The sequence below is a fragment of the Haloprofundus halophilus genome, from assembly GCF_003439925.1.
In the GTDB taxonomy this organism is placed as follows: Archaea; Halobacteriota; Halobacteria; order Halobacteriales; family Haloferacaceae; genus Haloprofundus; species Haloprofundus halophilus.
Genome location: NZ_QQRR01000001.1, coordinates 1,767,784 through 1,784,992 on the forward strand (window position 1 = coordinate 1,767,784; position 17,209 = coordinate 1,784,992).

Sequence of the window (17,209 nt, forward strand, 5' to 3'; positions counted from 1 at the left end):
AAACGGGTGAGTGAGAACGCGAGAGTGTAGGGGCGAACAGGCGACCGGGCGGATTCAGGAGCGTCGCACGGCGACTGGTCGCACAACCGCGAACCGCCGCGCGCCGAGGGTCAGATCACGAGGCGGGGTGGTCCCGTCTCCGTTTATAAAAATTCGCGGAGCGGCGTTTCGAGTCGTGGTCTCGGGTTCCAGTACGCCGGCGAGGAGCGACGGGCTACGGCACGACGCCGACCGTCAACAGCGTTCCGTAGGTTCGATAGCGCTCGACCATCGCCTCGCGCGTCTCCCAGCTATCGGTCGGGAACGCTTCGGCCGGGGGGATGTCGATGTCGAGGTCCGGGACGTTGTCCTGTTCGGCGACGTGGAATCCGGCATTCCGGAACGCTCGGCGGTACTCGCTGCGGTCCCAGCGAGTCATCTCGACGCCGATGTTCTCCTGCCACTCGTGGCTGTGGACGTTCTCTTCGTAGTAGTTGACTGCGCAGTAGAACGTCCCGCCGGGGCGGAGGACGCGCGCGAGCTCTTCGAGCGTGTGTTCGGGGTCGGCCGCGTAGTAGAACGCCTCCATCGAGAACGCGTGGTCGACCGAGTCGTCGGCGAACGGCAGTTCGTCGAAGTCGGCGACGACGAAACCGACGTTCGGGTCGTCGGTGTAGTTTCGGGCGTTCCGAGCCATCTCCGGGGAGCCGTCGATACCGTAGGCGCGGCCCGCGTGCTTCGTCTCGCGGAGCGCTCGGAGCGCGTAGCCGCTTCCAGTCCCCAGGTCGAGCACCGTGTCGCCCGCTTCGACGGGCATTCGCGCGAGCACGTCCTTCGCGGTGTGCCAGTGTCGCTCTTCCATTCCCTTGTCGCGGCCGTCGGCCGCCCACGCGTCGAACTCCTCGCGGACACTCATGGTGGTTTCTCGGTCTGGTGAGTCAAAATCGGTTCGGAGTGCGGACGCGAGCGGGAGTCGCCGGTCGGCCGAACGCGTGACGTTTACGTTCGGTCGCCGTAACGGGTCGCCATGGTTCGGGTCGGACGCCACCGGCGGTTCAAGCTAACGGACATCGCACAGCAGGTCGTCGGCGGATTCCTCCTCGCGGGGCCGTTCGTCGTCACCGACGAGGTGTGGGCCCTCGCGGTCGGGATGGAGTGGTACCAAGCGCTGTTGACCGTCGGTATGGTGTTCACCATCGGCTACGGGACGCTGTACAAAGCCGACGACGACCGAGACCCCGACCGCGAGGCGGAGGTGGGCGGAGTTCCGCTGCGGTTCGTCTCGCTCATCCTCGTCTCGTATCTGTCGGTGTTCATCCTCGCGCTCTCGTTCGACGCACCCGCGACGCTCATTCCGAACCACATGGACGCCGCCGAAATCACGTTCCGAACGCAGGTGTTCGTCACGGCGAAAGCGACGAGCATCGGTGCGGTGTTCAGCGTCATCGGTGCGGCGACCGCCGACAGCGTGTTCTGAGCGGTCAGGCGTCTCGCCCACTGATGTCCGCGAATCGAGCGAGAGGCTGCCAGCCCGCATTGTTAAGTCAGTTCGGTTGGTCTCTCCGATATGGATTACAGCCTCGCCATCGAAAACGCTCCAGACACCATCCCTGCGGGGACTGGCCTGCTTCTTCTGCATCCGAGCATCGGCGAGACCGACCGAATCGACACCGACTTTCTGAAAACCGACACCGACTACTTCCTCGTCATCTCGACGCGGACGACCGCCCGCGAGGTCGAACAGAAGCTCGAACACTACGACGTCGACGAGTCCCGAGCGGTCATCCTCGACACCCTCTCGGTCGAGCGCGGCTACTCGCGACGGAAGTCCGAGCACGTCCACTACGTCTCCTCGCCCGACGACCTCGACGGCATCGTCGCCCAGACCCGCAAGTTCCTCGAATCGCATCCCGGAAAGCTCCGCGTCAGCGTCGACTCGCTCACCGAGATGGCGTACTACGCCGACGAAGAAGGCGTCTACGAGGCGACCGAGCGACTGCTCGACCTCCTGGTGGAGAACGACGCCGTCGGCATCTTCCACCTCTCGAAGGAGGTCCACGACGAGGACGTCATCGAACGTTTTAGCGGTTTGTTCAGCGGAATCGTCGACCTCGCGGAGGACGGCGGCGTCACCTACGAAGAACGGTGAGCCGCCCCGGAGTCGAGCGCTGAGCCGCGAGGGTGCGGCCTGCCCCACCTGTAGACCCGGTCGTAGGCGTTCGAGATGTAGACCTGGCCGTAGGCGTTCGAGACGGTCACTGTTCTCCGGTTACCGTTCATCGGTCACCGTTCTCCGGTCACTCGCGGAGCTTCTCGAACGTCTTCTCGGCCCACCGAACCGCGTAGGCCGCACCGTGGTCGTGGTACGCCGTCGTATCCAGCGCCGCGAACGGTGCGGGAGGCTCGATAGCGTGTTTCAGCCCCGAGCACGCCAGTTCCGTGGCGTCGACGAACGACGTCTCCCCGCGGGCGACTTCGCCGGGGAGTCCCTCGATTCGGCCTTCGAGTCGCGTTCCGGCGTCGAGCCACGCCTCGTACAGCCCCGGGTAGTCGTCGCTCCACTCCGCGAACACCTCGCGGCTCTGGACGCCGACCCAGGCCTCGAACAGCGCGGCCGCGAGCTGGTAGAGTTCCGCGGGCGACAGCGACACCGCCGCGTCGAGGTCACGGTATCGCTCGCCGAAGAACGGGAGGAAGTGCTCGGGGACGCCGAGGTGAATCTGGACGAGTGCCTCCGCGAAGAGAAAGTCGAGAAAGGCTTCCGGCGTTCCCTCGGCGCGCTTCTTGGCGACGATAGTCGGCGGGTTCGTCTGCCGCGTCCAGACGATGGTTCCGTCGCCCGGCATCCCGACGGTGAACGTCCCGCCCGCGTACCGCCGGAGCAGTGCCGGGGCGTCGTCGGGCAGCCACTCGTCGGGGTACGTCGCCGGGTCGAGCGAGTCGACGAGCAGTCCGAGGTCTTCGGCGGCCGCGGGCGGAATCGTTTCGAAGTCCGCGTCGGCGTCGACGACGACCGTCTCCGCGGCGTAGCTATCTCTAACCGCGCGAAGCTCACCGCTGAGCTGCCGTTTCTGGAACATCGTCGGGCGCCTCCGTCAGCCGAAGACGGTGACTGCGAGGATACTCACGCCGAGGATGACCGAGATGCCAACGGTACCGAGGACGATTTTCGTCGCCGTGCTCATGGCGATAGCGTGTCGCCGCGGGCGCTTAAAACGTGCTGAAAAGGCGCGGCTCGCCGGGGCGACGGACGCGCGACGGTTCGAGAGGGGAATCAGCCGTTAGGACAGGTCGCCAACGCGGACGAGTTCGTGCGGCGCCGGGTTCGAGACTGTCGAACGACAGATCCCCGCGTGGACGGAGAGAGAGTTGAGAGACGAGTCGGAGAGTTGAGAGACGAGTCGGAGAGCAGAGAGCTAGAAGATGGGTAGGAAGCAGAGAGAGCTAGAAGATGGGTAGGAAGCAGAGAGAGCCGGGTTCAGTCGTCGTCTCGGTTCCACGTCTCGGGGACCTCGATGACGTAGTGACCGTCTTCCTGCAGCGAGATGATGTAGGAGTCGCGGTCGTACAGTTCCATCAGGTTCAGTTCGTACTGCCCGGGACTGACGATTTTGATGCTCTCGAACTGCTCGTTGAGTTCTTCGCGGAGCGTCGAGAGATCCGGTTTGTCGTCGATCTCGGCACCGTCGTCCACGCCCTGTGATGCGTCGGCGGGTGCAGCGCGCGAGATTTCGTCCGGACTCACGGTGCCGCTTCGAGCGTCGGCTTGCGCGCGGTCCTCCCGCGTTTCGGCTGCAGATTCGTCGTCGCTCGGCGGTGTATCCGTCGATTGGGACTGGCCGCGTCGGGTCGACGTCTCCGCGGAACGCTGCGGGTCGACCGTTACGTCCGACTCGGCGGCCGCGGTCGACCGACTGCGACTCGCCGGTTCGCGGGCCGTCGACGGCCACGGTTTCGGCGAACTCGACTCGGTGTCTTCGGACGCCTCCTGGCCGGGCCACGCTCGTTTCGAACCCGCGTCCGAACTCTCGGCCGAATCGGCCGACCGACTCCGGCCGGCGGCGTCGGGAGAACCGTTACTGCCGGTGTCCGCGGACGCCGACGAGTTCGTTGAACTTGCCGGTTCCGTGGAGGTCGCTGACTTCGCGGATTTCGTGGACTTCGACGACGCCGAAGTCGTCGACTCCGGGGTGCCCGACGAGGACGACGCGGGGCGGAACTGGAACTTGTTGCCGCCGCAACTCGGACAGCCCGAGAGCATCTCCTTGGAGCCGTCTGCGAACGTCTCGCCGCAGTTCGTACACTCGTGCGGCATACGAACTACTTCCGGGAGATGAGCGCGCTGATGAGCGTCTCGTCCTTGTGGAGCGTCTCGATCTGGTTGGCCGGGCCGATGACGGTGAGCTTCTTCGTCGAGTCGCGTCCCATCAGTTTGCCGAGGAACCCGCTGTCGCTGCTCTTGTGCGGGTACGTCTCGATTTCGATGCCGCTGAAGTTGTCGGGGCTGATCTCGGTCATCGTCACCTCGATGAGTTTCGACTCCTCGTCGGGCGAGAGTCCGTCCTCGAGGATGACGATCTTCCCGTCACGGACGCTGTCGAGGATGAGGCGGATCTTCTCCATGCTCCGCATGTTCTCCATCCGCGCGCCGCTGATGAGGTCGATCTGGATGCCGTCGTGGTCGCCGCGTCTTACTTCGGGCATGGTGTCACCCGAAGTACTCCGCGATCTTGTCGTACACTTCGTCCATGTTCTCACCTTCGAGCGCCGACAGCGGCACCGTCTCGTGCTGCGGGAAGGCGTTGGCGATCTGTTTGACGTTCGAACCTTCGAGGTCCGTCTTGTTCGCGAAGATGAGCACCGGCAGTTCGCGGCTCTCGATGATGCCGATGAGCATGGTGTTCACCTGCGTGAACGGGTCTTCTGCGCTGTCGAGTACGTAGATGACGCCGTCGACGTCCTCACGGAGCCAGTGCATGGCCTCGGCGACACCTTCGGTCGCCTCCCGGGAGCGACGGACCGCGTCGTCTTTGTCGATGTCGTGGTCGAGGAACTCCTTGTAGTCGACTTTCGTCGTCACGCCGGGCGTGTCGACGATGTCGATGGTGACGGCGCGACCGTTGCGCTCTATTTCGACGTTCTCTTTCCGCCGAGCGCGACGCGTCTCGTGCGGGATGTGACTCTCCGGACCGATGGCGTCACCTGTCCAGTCGCGGGCGATGCGGTTTGCGAGGGTCGTCTTTCCGGCGTTCGGCGGTCCGTAGATACCGATTCGCTTCGGTTCGGAGGCCGAGAACAGCCGGTCGGTGACCCGTGATATGCTGTCTCTGAGTTCTGTGAGCAGTCCCATCCTAAACTCCTGCTCCTCCCAATACCGCTCGTGGAGGGGCGTATGCCGGTAGAACATCCCCGGGGTAACTTAAGTACTGCGTCAGACAACGGTCACATTACCCGACAGATAGTTGCAAGCGACGTGCGAGTCGAGTTCTGTAACGACGTGCGAGCCGGGTTCTGTATTGTGTGTTTCCCCGCGCAGGCGTGCGCGACCACAGAAGAAATGGAGGGGTGAAAATGAGAGGAGGAGGAGGAGAGACGAAAACGAGAGGGAACGAAGAGGAGATGGAAGATGCGGAGAGACGAAGTTGGTCGGGTCACGAGACTGGCTTCGACTCTTTCCGTTCGTGCTCGTCTCGTCGTTCCCCCTCCTCGTGTCTCCACCCCCCACCCCTTCGTTTCGGGTGGAGACGCCTCGTGGGAGGCCCGGCCGGCGAACCGGGAAAATACAGAGAATAGAGGAGTATAACACATCGGCAAATATAGATAAACGAATCAATCCAACAACAACAAATAACTTTTTGTCGAGGCTACGGACCAATAGGATACACTACAAAATAAAACCTCCCTTTCTAACGTCCCTCGGAAACACCTTCCTACCCGAGAGCGGTTCCACCGGAAACGATGGGGTGGGGGGGTTCGTCTCTCGCTGACCGTTCCTCTCCATCGGTTCGACTGCAGTCTTACGGGCCGAGAGCGGGAGAAAGACCACTCTTGTCCGACTCGTCGGGGGATGTCGAACGTTTCCAGTCGAAACAGAGGGGTCGTTCGCTGAACGAGTGGTGGTGGACGGATGCGTGTCCGTGGCCCCATAGAGAGATCGCACGTAGTTCGAGACCGAAGCCCGCGACTGAGTTCCTGGGCGACTGACAAGAGATTACTCCCGAATGTGGTGCGACTGGGACCGTGTCGACCCGGCTCCGCGCGTTCCTGCCGACGACTACCGACGTTGCTGGGACCGCCGAGGTTGCTGGGACTACCAGCGGTGTGATTTACTCCGCCACTTCACCCGAAACGTAGAGTTTCTGGTCGAATCGCTCGACTCGTTCGAATCGTCCGAATCGGTTAGTCCGAGTTTTCTAGACGCGAAACTCGTCACGAAGCGGTAACTTTTTTGTCCCTCCTCTTCATTCGTTTCTTCTGCATCACCTGGACGCGTCTCGGCGGCCGACGAGCTCGATATTGGCTTCTCGTCGGTTCTACACCCGAATTTACACCGTCGCCGGCGCGGTTCCAATCGAAACAGAGGGGCTCAACGATGACCGAAGACGACTCACACTCCGACGACGGCGAACCCGCGGATACGGCGTCGGAGCAACGAAGACAGGCTGGCGACGAAGAGACGAGCAGAGCGGGGACCGACACGTCGTCGGGTCGAACTCCGCCCGACCGGACCGCCGAGGAGAGACCGGCAGGCTCCGCGACCGACGGCTCCGCCGGCACCGAGGGGGACGACGCCGACGAATCCGAGGGTTCGACCGCCCAACGGTCCGGTGCACCGAACCCCTCGCGCGCGCTGAGCGACGTCGGCCTCGGCGACGACGGTGACAGTCGCGGTCTGTTCGACGACCTGCTCTCGGGCGAGCCGATCTTCGAGAACAAGGAGGTGCTTCGACCCTCCTACACCCCGCACGAACTCCCCCACAGAACCGACCAGATCAATCAGATGGCGACGATTCTCGTCTCCGCGCTTCGCGGCGAGACCCCCTCGAACATCCTCATATACGGAAAGACGGGAACCGGCAAGACCGCGAGTGCGAAGTTCGTCAGCCAGGAACTAGAACGCACCTCCCAGAAGTACGACGTTCCCTGCGAAGTCGAGTACATCAACTGCGAAGTGACCGACACCCAGTATCGCGTGCTCGCACAGCTCGCCAACAAGTTCATCGAGAAGAACCACACGGTCATCGACGACAGTCTCCGTTCACTCGAAACGCTGGCCGGACAGGCACGCGAAGACGAGACTGCCCTCGCCGACACCGAGTTCGACGCCGTCGCCGACGTCGACGCCCGCATCTCCGAACTCGAACGCGACCGCGAGGAGATGGAGGCGGTTCCGATGACGGGGTGGCCGACCGACCGGGTCTACTCGACCTTCTTCGACGCCGTCGACTACAACGAGCGCGTCGTCGTCATCATGCTCGACGAGATCGACAAACTCGTCGAGAAGTCCGGCGACGACACGCTGTACAACCTCTCGCGGATGAACTCCGAGTTGGACAACTCGCGCATCTCTATCATGGGCATCTCCAACGACCTGAAGTTCACCGACTTCCTCGACCCGCGCGTCAAATCCTCGCTCGGCGAGGAGGAGATCGTCTTCCCGCCGTACGACGCCAACCAACTCCGCGATATCCTTCAGCACCGCGCGGACGTGGCGTTCAAAGGACATGCGCTCTCCGAACACGTCATCCCGCTCTGCGCCGCGTTCGCCGCGCAGGAACACGGTGACGCCCGTCGCGCGCTCGACCTCCTCCGGACCGCGGGCGAACTCGCCGAGCGGAGTCAGGCCGACGGCGTCGCCGAAACGCACGTCCGCCAAGCTCAGGACAAGATCGAACTCGACCGCGTCGTCGAGGTTGTTCGGACGCTCCCGACGCAGAGCAAGATCGTCCTGTTCTCCATCATCCTCCTCGAGAAGAACGGCGTCCACAACATCAACACCGGCGAGGTGTTCAACATCTACAAACGGCTCTGCGAGGAGATAGACGCCGACATCCTCACGCAGCGCCGCGTCACCGACCTCATCAGCGAGCTCGACATGCTCGGCATCGTCAACGCCGTTGTCGTCTCGAAGGGTCGCTACGGCCGCACGAAGGAGATCAGCCTCTCGGTTCCCATCGACGAAACCGAGGCTGTCCTGCTGACGGACTCGCGTCTCGGCGACATAGAGAACGCCCAACCCTTCGTCCAGGCGCGGTTCGACAACTGATTCGCAGACTCCTCCGCCCCCGATTTAACACCCCTCTGTTTCGACTCCAGACGTAGATTACAGACGTAGAACCTGTTCTTTTGGACGTAACACTCTGCACCCGAAATAGTGGTGTTCTGGCCCGGCTACGGTGAACCGGACGCCGTCGTCGGAGGCAACTCGGCGGTCACGCTCGGTTTCGAGAGACGGTCGGCGGTCGTCGACTCCCCCACCGGTGAGAGGACGACCATCGGTCCGGCGTCGGTCGTCGCGGGTGCGGTGCTCGAAAAGGCGAGTCGGACCCATCCGAGGTACGGGATACGAACCCGCGCGACGCCCGTTACCCACTCCTCTTTGACGGGTGCACTGATGGAACTCGTCTGGTCGTACGTCGGGTTGTTGTCGCCTTTCGTGATGTAGGCGTCGTACGGCGCGGGACAGAACGCCAGTTCCTCGCAGTTGTCCGCGGTGATGTACTCCTGGTTGGCCTTCTCGTACCAGTTTTCGCCCGCTTCGACCCGAAACATCGCCCGGTGGATGACCGGCGGTCCGGCGCTGTTGGGGTTGTCGTAGACGACGACGGAACCGTACGACCCGAGCGACCGGTAGTCCGCTCGCTGACCCTCGGCGTACGTGACGACTCCCGACCCGTCGCCGGCGTCCGGTGCGAACCGACCGGGTTCCGTGATGAATATGAGGTCGCCTCGCTCCATGTGCGGTTCCATGCTTCCGCTCTCGACGGCGACCATCGGCGGCCAAACGCCGGCGACGGCGAACAGGAGCGCCCCGACAGCGAGAACGATGGCGGCGCTGCTGAGCACTTCCCGGAGAAACATGAACGGTCCGTCCTGGTCGTGAAGAAATCTGCTGACGGGACCGTCGGCCGGTTCGTCGGCGTCGGTTCCATCGGAAGAAGTAGAGGTTTCGCCCCCTCCCGGTGGTCCGGAACTATCGGAGGGCGGGCGGCTATCTCCTGCACTCATTGCACTTCGATTCGGACCGTCCGCGTTTCAACTTTCTGGACCGCCCACCGCCGACATCGGTCCCCGGTCGTCTCCGGTAGTCATCGTCGTCCCCAGTCGTCTCCGGTAGTCATCGTCGTCCCCAGTCGTCTCCGGCACGCTTTTCTTTCGACCTGTGTATCTCTGCCTGTGCCGCTGGAGACGCCCTCACGCATCGTGAAAGCGCTCGCCAGCCGCGGCTACAACGCCGAGCGCGAGGCCGTGACCCTGCTCGCCAGCGCAGCGAACCCGCCCGAGGCGTTGGAACGGGCCATCGAGACGGCTCCCGACGACGCGCTTCGACTCACCGTCGACCACGTCAGAGCGGTTCTCGACGGCGGAGCCAACGCGGCGGACGCGCCGACGAAGACGACTCCGGATTCGCCCGGTTCGCCCGACTCGCCCAGTTCGCCTGACTCGCCCGACTCGCCTGACTCGGTCGATTCGTCCTCCGCAGACCCGTCTGTTTCCACTGCACCCTCGACACAGAACCCGTCGACTCCGGCGGGTTCTCCAGTGGAAACGGGGGGGTCCGACTCGCCTTCTGCGGAGTCGATTACCGCATCGGCGGCCCGTTCGCCGGACGCGAACGCCGACTCTGAACACGTCCGCGACCCCGCGAAACGCTCGCTAGACATCGCCAACGACATGACCGGCGCGAGCACCGGAACCGGCGAGTACAAGCAGTTCGTCGCGACGTTCCGGGACCGGTACGACCGCCTGTCGAAGCTCCTTCGCGGACGCGTCAACCACCGACCGGCGAAGGCCATCGGCGACATGGTCGGCGGCAGCGAAGTCGACCTCATCGGCCTCGTCAACGACGTCCGCTCGACGGCGAGCGGCCACTGGCTCGTCGAACTGGAGGACACCACGGGGACGTTTCCCTGTCTGGTAATGAAGGACAAGGCGATCGCCGAGAACGTCGCCGAACTCCTGATGGACGAGTGTATCGCCATCCAGGGGACGCTGTCGGACGACTCCGGTATCGTCTTTGTCGACACGCTTCACTTCCCCGACGTGCCGCGGACGTTCAAGCCGAAGACGGCCGACAGACACGTCCAAGCCGCACTGATATCGGACGTCCACGTCGGCAGTCAGGAGTTCATGGCCGACGCGTGGCACTCCTTCACCGACTGGCTCCACACGCCCGAGGCCGACCCCGTCGAGTACCTGCTCATCGCCGGCGACATGGTCGAGGGCGTCGGCGTCTACCCGAATCAGGACGAGGAACTCGACGTCGTCGACATCTACGACCAGTACGAGGAGTTCTCGGAGTATCTCAAGGAAGTACCGGGCGACACGGAGATCGTCATGATTCCGGGCAACCACGACGCGGTCCGCCTCGCCGAACCGCAGCCCGGTTTCGACGAGGAACTCCGCGACATCATGACCGCCCACGACGCCCGCATCACCTCGAACCCCTCCACCGTCACTATCGAGAACGTCTCCGTTCTCATGTACCACGGCGTCTCGCTCGACGAGGTCATCGCCGAACTCCCATCGGAGAAAGCGAGCTACGACGAACCGCACAAGGCGATGTACCAACTTTTGAAGAAGCGCCACGTCGCCCCGCAGTACGGCGGTCACATGCGCCTCGCACCCGAGGAACGCGACTACCTCGTCATCGACGACGTTCCCGAGGTGTTCCACACCGGTCACGTCCACAAACTCGGCTGGGGGAAGTACCACAACGTGCTGGCCGTCAACTCGGGCTGCTGGCAGGAACAGACCGACTTCCAGAAGAGCGTCAACATCGACCCCGATTCCGGCTACGCGCCGATTCTCGACCTCGACACGCTGGACATGACGGTCCGGAAGTTCGCATAGCGACCTTCGACGCTACAACTCGCCTCGTCCCGACGATGCTCGTCTCGATTCCGCTCGCGTATCTGCTCGTTTCCAAGCGAAGTGGAGAGGGTTCGCGGCCCGAGGCGACCTCCTGACTATCCGACGACTCAGTGCGCCCCGATACCACCCATCGCGTGTACTCCGCGTGCACCACCGCCGTCTCCCTTTCACCGAGGCGTCCCTCGGAACGAGTATGTCCGAATCTGACGCGCTGTTCGAGACGTTCGAGTTCGAGGGAGTGTCGCTCGACAACCGAGTCGGTCTCGCACCGATGACCCGAACCAGTGCGACCGACGACGGCCGCGCCACCGAACGGATGGCGCGGTACTACGCCAAGTTCGCCCGCGGCGGGTTCGGCTTCCTCGTCTCCGAGGGCGTCTACCCCGACACCGAGTACAGCCAGGGTTACTTGAACCAACCCGGCCTCGCCACCGAGGAGCAGACCGACGCGTGGGAGAAGGTGACCGAGGCGGTCCACGAGGAGGGCAAACCCATCTTCGCGCAGTTGATGCACGCGGGGGCGATTTCGCAGGGTAACCCCACGCCGACGAGACGGTCGCTCCCTCCGCGATTCAGCCGGAGGGCGAGAAATCCGAGCTGTACGGCGGCAGCGGCGCGTTCGACACGCCGCGCGAACTGACCATCGAAGAACTCGGCGACATCGAAGCCTCGTTCGTCGAAGCCGCGAAAAATGCCAAGGAAGCCGGATTCGACGGTGTCGAACTCCACGCGGCGAACGGCTACCTGCTCAACGAGTTCCTCGCGCCCGACGCGAACCAGCGCGAGGACCGCTACGGCGGCGACGCCGAGAACCGCGCGCGCTTCCCCGCCGAAGTCGTCGAAGCCGTCTCCGAGGCGCTGCCCGACGAGTTCGTCGTCGGCATCCGCGTCTCCCAGACCAAGGTCAACGACGAGACGTACGAGTGGCCCGGCGAGGAGTACGCCGCGACGGTGTTCGAGGCGCTCTCGGATGCGGGCGCGGACTACATCCACACCACCGAGGGCGACGGCCTCGCCCCGGCGTTCGGCGACGACGGTCCGACACTCGCGGAGGTCGCCGTCGAACACGCCGACGCGCCGGTCGTCGCCAACGGCGGACTCGGCGACCCCGACTCGGCCCGCGCCGCGCTCGACGCCGGAGCCGACCTCCTGACGCTCGGAACGAGCGCGCTCGCCAACGCCGACTGGCCCGAACGCGTCCGAAACGACGAGGAACTCGCCGAGTTCGACCCCGGCGCGATTCTCGTCCCCGAGGCGACCATCGGCGACGAGGAACTGCCCGACGCTGACGCCGACGCAGTCGCTGAGACGGCCGACGACTGAGAGCGGAACTCGAAGCTCGCGTTACGGCTGAAGTCGATATCGCACGGTCTGCTGGCCGTCGAACTGCGGTCCCGACCCCTGTTTCTCGAAGCCGACCCGCTCTGCGGCCCCGCGGAGTTCGTCGTCGTCGGCCCCGACGAGCAGTTCGGCAGCCATCCGCTCGGCCCGAGCGAACCGAAGCGGTTCTTCGAGGAGTCGTTCGACTGCGTCGCCCTGTCCGCCGAACTGCGTGACGTGGACCGTCCGGTCTCTGGCGTCGTAGCTGACGAAGCCGACGATTGGCTCGTCGGTTCTCGCGTCGGGTCGGTCGGCGTCGGCCGTCTCTGCTCCGTCCGCGTCCTCGTTCGGACCGGTGACGGTGTTCGCTTCGGTGGCGACGTGGACGGTCCGGTCGTGGACGAGATTTCGCATCACGTCGGTCGGCGCGTCGGCGATACCGGCGATGGCCTCGGCGTCGGCTTCGACCGCATCGCGTATCTCCATACCGCAGGTTCCTCGGCGTCGCGCTTAAGCCCGTGGGTAACCGTCGCACACCGCGTCGTCGACCGCCGCCCCGCCTACGCCTTCGGGACCGGCAACCGTTGGGAGAGTGAACACAGTTATGGGTTCTCCACCGCTATCGCACCCCATGTCTGAGCACCACGGTCCCGTCCGGCGTCGAGAGGTAGAGGTGACGCTCGGATGCGCGTAGTCGCGAAGTTCGGTGGGACGAGTCTCGGTAGCGGCGACCGAATCAATCGCGCCGCCGACTCCGTCGCCGCGGCGGTCGAGGAGGGTCACGAGATCGCCGTCGTCGCCAGTGCGATGGGGAACACGACCGACGACCTGCTGGACGAGATTCAGTTCGAAGCCGACGACCGCGACCGCGCCGAAATCGTCAGCATGGGCGAACGGACGAGCGTCCGGATGCTGAAAGCCGCCCTCGCGGCCCGCGGGGTCGACGCGCTGTTCGTCGAACCCGGCAGCGAGGAGTGGCCCATCATCACGAACGACCTCGGCGAGGTCGACGTCGAGGAGACGCAGCGCCGCGCCGCCGCACTCGCGAAGCGACTCGACGGCGTCGTCCCGGTCATCACCGGTTTCCTCGCCCAGAACGCCGACGGCGAGATAACGACGCTCGGCCGCGGCGGCAGCGACACCAGCGCCGTCATGCTCGGCAAGTACATGAACGCCGACGAGGTCGTCATCGTCACCGACGTCGAGGGCGTCATGACCGGCGACCCCCGCGTCGTCGAGGGCGCGCGAAACGTCGGCCGCATCACCGTCGACGAACTCCGAAACCTCTCGTTCCGCGGCGCCGAGGTCGTCGCGCCGAGCGCGTTGAGTTACAAAGACGACCACCTCGCGGTCCGCGTCGTCCACTACCAACACGGCGACCTGCTGACCGGCGGCACGCAGATAGAGGGGCAGTTCCGCAACCTCATCGACCTCCAGGAGACCGAACTGGCCTGTCTCACCGTCGCCGGACGTGCGATTCGAAATCGTCCGGGCATCCTCGCGGACCTCTCGGAGTCGCTTCGAGAGTCCAACATCAACATCGAAGCCGTCGCCAGCGGGATGGACTCGGTCACCTTCTACGTCGCCACCGAAGAGGCAGAGGAGGCCGAGAGCCTGCTGCACGACGCCGTCGTCGCCGACCAGTCGCTCTCCAGCGTCACCGTCGACGAATCCGTCGCGGTCATCCGAATCACGGGCGGCGAACTGCCGAATCAGCCGGGAATCATCCGCGGCATCGTCTCGCCGCTTGCGGAGGCGGGCATCAACATCCACGACCTCATCACCAGCGCGACCTCCGTCGCCATCTTCGTCGACTGGGCCGACCGCGAGAAGACGCTCGACATCGTCCAACAGCGGATGTAACACCGGCGGGGCCGATTTTCGCTCGTTTCGGAGCACGCTACACAGTGATCTGTCTCTCCTTCGCTCTCCTCGGCTGTCTGTCTCGTCACGCTCCCGCTGGCGATGCACAGATTCCGGTGTCGGCGACCAGAGTCGGAGCCTCCTCCGCACAGTTAGGCAGAAACGAACGGACGCTCTCGTGGCGGTATTAAGACATCCGAGCGACGACGCCGACCATGCGCTCCTACAAGGCGAAGATGGTCGAACCCATCTCGCTTCCCTCCCGCGAGAAGCGGGACGAAATCCTCGACGACGCGGGCTACAACGCGTTCAACATCCCCGCCGAGCACGTCTACGTCGACCTGCTGACCGACAGCGGCACCGGGACGATGAGCGACGAGCAGTGGGCCGCGCTGTTCCGCGGCGACGAGTCCTACGCCGGCAGCACGAGTTTCGCGAACCTCCGCGACGCCGTGGAAGACGTGATGGGCTTTCCGCACGTCGTCCCAACCCATCAGGGCCGCGGCGCGGAGAACGTCCTCTACGGCTGCCTCGTCGACGAGGGCGACGTCGTGCTCAACAACGCGCACTTCGACACGACCCGCGCGCACGTCGCCAACCAGGGTGCGGACCCGGTCGACTGTCCCGTCGAGGGCGCGAAGGACCCGAGCGTCGACGGTCCGTTCAAGGGGAACTTCTCGGTCGACCGCGCTCGCGACATCGTCTCCGACGTCGGGGCTGACGCGGTTCCGGTCGTCGTGCTCACCATCACGAACAACTCGACGGCGGGCCAGCCGGTCAGCGTCGAGAACACCCGCGAAGTGGCCGACTTCGCCGCCGAAATCGACGCGACGCTCGTCGTCGACGCCTGCCGCTTCGCCGAGAACGCCTACTTCGTCCAGCAGCGCGAGGCCGAGTTCGAGGGGAGTTCGGTCGCCGATATCGCCCGCGAACAGCTGTCGTACGCCGACGCGGTGACGATGAGCGGCAAGAAGGAGGCGCTCGTCAACATCGGCGGCTTCGCCGCGATGCGCGACCCCGGGATCTTCGAGGCCGCCAAACAGCGCGCCATCCTCTACGAGGGCTTTCCCACCTACGGCGGGATGGCCGGCCGCGACATCGAAGCGATGGCCGTCGGCCTCCGCGAGGCCGTCGAACCGCCGTACGTCGAAGAACGCGTCCGACAGGTACGGGAACTCGGCGAGCTGCTCGAAGCCGAGGGCGTCCCCGTCTACAAACCCGTGGGTGGACACGCGGTGTATCTCGACGCGGGTCGACTGTTCTCGCACCTCCCGAGCGACCAGTTCCCCGGACAGGCGCTCGTCTGCGAACTCTACCGCGAGGGCGGCGTCCGCGCCGTCGAACTCGGTAGCTTCGCGTTCCCCGGCGCGAACCGACTCGAACTCGTCCGCCTCGCGGTTCCGCGCCGCACCTACTCGCGCGAACACCTCGAACACGTCGCGGAGACGGCGGGTGCGGTCGCCGCGCGCCGCGAGAGCGTGAGCGGCCTCGAAATCACCGGCGAACCGCCGGTACCGGAACTGCGACACTTCTCGGCCACGCTCCGACCCGTCTCGGAGTAACGCCCTACTTCCCTTCGTACAGTCGCGTTCCGATGCGTTCGGGGAGGCACTCGGCCTCGACGGCGCGGACGACTTCGTCGATGTCGTAGGTGACGCGACGTTCCTCGACGGTCATCGCGTCCAAATCGACGATGGCGTACGCCGCCCGCGAGTCGCCGTCGCGGGGTTGGCCGACGCTGCCCGGGTTCATCACGATACCCTCGTCGTACAGTTCGTGCGCTTGGACGTGGGTGTGGCCCATCACGAGCACGTCCTCGTCGTCGAGCAGTTCGGGCATGAACTCGTCGGGGTAGGTGTAGTGGTCCGGGTTGTCCGGATGACCGTGGACCAGACGGACGCGGCGGTCGGCGACGAGTCGCTGCTGCGGTAGACTCGCCAACCAGTCGACCTGCTCGCCGTCGAGCCGTTCGCGGGCGAACTCCACGCCCGCGCGGGCCATCTCGTTGAACCGGAACGCGACATCCTCGGCGACGGCGCGGTCGTGGTTGCCCTGGACGGTCGGGACCCCGCGCTCGCGGAGTCGCTCGACGCACTCGGCGGGACACGGGTTGTAGCCGACGACGTCGCCCGCGCACACGATGCCGTCGACGGAGGGCATATCTGACAGAACCGCATCGAGCGCGACCAAATTACCGTGAATATCGGAGAGGACACCCAGCCGCATACACTTCGATACGACACGAGGGCATTAGTGTTCGACGGCCACGTTCACGCTCTCTGACCGGTCGTCACCGGCGCTCGATGCGAGGGCCTGCGGCGCTCAGTCGTTTATGACGGCCGTCTCGACGCCATCGCCGCCGGAGACGGCGACACCCGCCGCGCAGACGGCGTGTTCGAAGTCGAGGTCGTACGCCTCGCGGGCGGCGTCCTCGGCCGTCGTCGCCGCGAATTCGAACGCCCGTGGACTGTCTTCCTCGTAGGTGGCGACGAGCGTCGGCTCCTCGACGGCCTCCACGAGTACCGCGTCCCTGCGGACGATGCCGATAGTCGCCTCGTCGTCGCCGACGACGCCCGCGATTCGCGGCGTGTCGTAGTCGTCCTTCTCGTAGTCGAGCGCGAGTAAGCTCTCGACGAGCGCGTCGCGGGCGGGGTAGCCGAGGTCCAGTTTCTCCGTTATCGGGTCGACCTGCGAGCCGTTGCCGACGACGACTTCTCCGCTGCCGGTCTCGCGCACGCAGTTGTACGAGATGTAGGGGTTGTCCGTCTCCGGGGCGTCCGCCGTCGGCGCGACGGTGAGCGCGCCGTCGCGTTCGACTATCTGTCTGTCGGGGAACGACCGCGAGGAGACTCGGTAGGCGCCGATGCCCGGTCCGACGACGATGAAGCGTCCGACGTACATGCACGAAAGTGGGTATCTAGTGGTAAAATAGGTGGCGATATATACACGGGTG

At 64.8% G+C, this 17,209-nt stretch carries 16 protein-coding genes and 2 pseudogenes; 7 read left to right on the plus strand and 11 right to left on the minus strand.

The window, feature by feature from the left end:
* Nucleotides 1-214: 214 nt before the first annotated feature.
* A complete protein-coding gene (locus DV709_RS08915) occupies nucleotides 215-895 on the minus strand; it encodes a class I SAM-dependent methyltransferase (RefSeq protein ID WP_117593770.1) in 681 nt (226 codons plus the stop codon).
* A gap of 111 nt (nucleotides 896-1,006) precedes the next feature.
* Between DV709_RS08915 and DV709_RS08920 the strand changes: the two genes are divergently transcribed.
* Nucleotides 1,007-1,456, plus strand: coding sequence for a DUF2391 family protein (locus DV709_RS08920; protein ID WP_117593772.1), 450 nt, complete (start codon nucleotides 1,007-1,009; stop codon nucleotides 1,454-1,456).
* 90 nt (nucleotides 1,457-1,546) lie between these two features.
* Nucleotides 1,547-2,128, plus strand: coding sequence for a DUF7090 family protein (locus DV709_RS08925; RefSeq protein ID WP_117593774.1), 582 nt, complete (start codon nucleotides 1,547-1,549; stop codon nucleotides 2,126-2,128).
* Nucleotides 2,129-2,276: 148 nt separating this feature from the next.
* On the opposite strand, the gene DV709_RS08930 is transcribed toward DV709_RS08925, so the two are convergent.
* The 6 genes and pseudogenes from DV709_RS08930 to DV709_RS08945 form a co-directional block, all read right to left on the minus strand.
* Nucleotides 2,277-3,059 (minus strand): DUF7089 family protein, encoded by a 783-nt coding sequence (locus DV709_RS08930; protein ID WP_117593776.1) that lies wholly within the window; start codon nucleotides 3,057-3,059, stop codon nucleotides 2,277-2,279.
* Between the two features lie 15 nt (nucleotides 3,060-3,074).
* Complete coding sequence (locus DV709_RS18495; protein ID WP_425601125.1) at nucleotides 3,075-3,164, minus strand: hypothetical protein; 90 nt, start codon at nucleotides 3,162-3,164, stop codon at nucleotides 3,075-3,077.
* 293 nt (nucleotides 3,165-3,457) lie between these two features.
* A complete protein-coding gene (locus tag DV709_RS18395) occupies nucleotides 3,458-3,724 on the minus strand; it encodes an OapC/ArvC family zinc-ribbon domain-containing protein (RefSeq protein ID WP_394338688.1) in 267 nt (88 codons plus the stop codon).
* Between the two features lie 423 nt (nucleotides 3,725-4,147).
* Nucleotides 4,148-4,294: pseudogene (locus DV709_RS18400) on the minus strand (OapC/ArvC family zinc-ribbon domain-containing protein); the annotation flags it as partial.
* 5 nt (nucleotides 4,295-4,299) lie between these two features.
* Complete coding sequence (locus DV709_RS08940) at nucleotides 4,300-4,683, minus strand: DUF2073 domain-containing protein (RefSeq protein ID WP_117593780.1); 384 nt, start codon at nucleotides 4,681-4,683, stop codon at nucleotides 4,300-4,302.
* A gap of 4 nt (nucleotides 4,684-4,687) precedes the next feature.
* On the minus strand, nucleotides 4,688-5,329 hold the full coding sequence (locus DV709_RS08945) for an Era-like GTP-binding protein (protein WP_117593782.1): 642 nt from the start codon (nucleotides 5,327-5,329) through the stop codon (nucleotides 4,688-4,690).
* A gap of 1,242 nt (nucleotides 5,330-6,571) precedes the next feature.
* Between DV709_RS08945 and DV709_RS08950 the strand changes: the two genes are divergently transcribed.
* Complete coding sequence (locus tag DV709_RS08950; RefSeq protein ID WP_117593784.1) at nucleotides 6,572-8,245, plus strand: Cdc6/Cdc18 family protein; 1,674 nt, start codon at nucleotides 6,572-6,574, stop codon at nucleotides 8,243-8,245.
* 125 nt (nucleotides 8,246-8,370) lie between these two features.
* On the opposite strand, the gene DV709_RS08955 is transcribed toward DV709_RS08950, so the two are convergent.
* A complete protein-coding gene (locus DV709_RS08955; RefSeq protein ID WP_117593786.1) occupies nucleotides 8,371-9,060 on the minus strand; it encodes a S26 family signal peptidase in 690 nt (229 codons plus the stop codon).
* A gap of 315 nt (nucleotides 9,061-9,375) precedes the next feature.
* On the opposite strand from DV709_RS08955, the gene DV709_RS08960 reads away from it, so the two are divergent.
* Together DV709_RS08960 and DV709_RS08965 are read left to right on the plus strand one after the other, a co-directional pair.
* Nucleotides 9,376-11,052 carry a DNA-directed DNA polymerase II small subunit gene (locus tag DV709_RS08960; protein ID WP_117593788.1) on the plus strand — a complete coding sequence of 559 codons (1,677 nt, stop codon included), beginning with the start codon at nucleotides 9,376-9,378 and terminating at the stop codon, nucleotides 11,050-11,052.
* Nucleotides 11,053-11,266: 214 nt separating this feature from the next.
* Nucleotides 11,267-12,396: pseudogene (locus DV709_RS08965) on the plus strand (oxidoreductase).
* 21 nt (nucleotides 12,397-12,417) lie between these two features.
* On the opposite strand, the gene DV709_RS08970 reads toward DV709_RS08965, so the two are convergent.
* Nucleotides 12,418-12,879, minus strand: coding sequence for a hypothetical protein (locus tag DV709_RS08970; protein ID WP_117593790.1), 462 nt, complete (start codon nucleotides 12,877-12,879; stop codon nucleotides 12,418-12,420).
* A 198-nt stretch (nucleotides 12,880-13,077) separates the two neighbouring features.
* Between DV709_RS08970 and DV709_RS08975 the strand changes: the two genes are divergently transcribed.
* Nucleotides 13,078-14,256: an aspartate kinase gene (locus tag DV709_RS08975; protein ID WP_117593792.1), complete on the plus strand. Its 1,179-nt coding sequence runs from the start codon at nucleotides 13,078-13,080 to the stop codon at nucleotides 14,254-14,256.
* A gap of 215 nt (nucleotides 14,257-14,471) precedes the next feature.
* Complete coding sequence (locus DV709_RS08980) at nucleotides 14,472-15,818, plus strand: tryptophanase (RefSeq protein ID WP_117593794.1); 1,347 nt, start codon at nucleotides 14,472-14,474, stop codon at nucleotides 15,816-15,818.
* Nucleotides 15,819-15,822: 4 nt separating this feature from the next.
* Here DV709_RS08980 and DV709_RS08985 read toward each other — a convergent pair whose 3' ends face one another.
* Both DV709_RS08985 and DV709_RS08990 read right to left on the minus strand, forming a co-directional pair.
* Nucleotides 15,823-16,482: a metallophosphoesterase family protein gene (locus tag DV709_RS08985; protein ID WP_117593796.1), complete on the minus strand. Its 660-nt coding sequence runs from the start codon at nucleotides 16,480-16,482 to the stop codon at nucleotides 15,823-15,825.
* A 96-nt stretch (nucleotides 16,483-16,578) separates the two neighbouring features.
* On the minus strand, nucleotides 16,579-17,157 hold the full coding sequence (locus tag DV709_RS08990) for an IMP cyclohydrolase (protein WP_117593798.1): 579 nt from the start codon (nucleotides 17,155-17,157) through the stop codon (nucleotides 16,579-16,581).
* Nucleotides 17,158-17,209 lie beyond the last annotated feature (52 nt).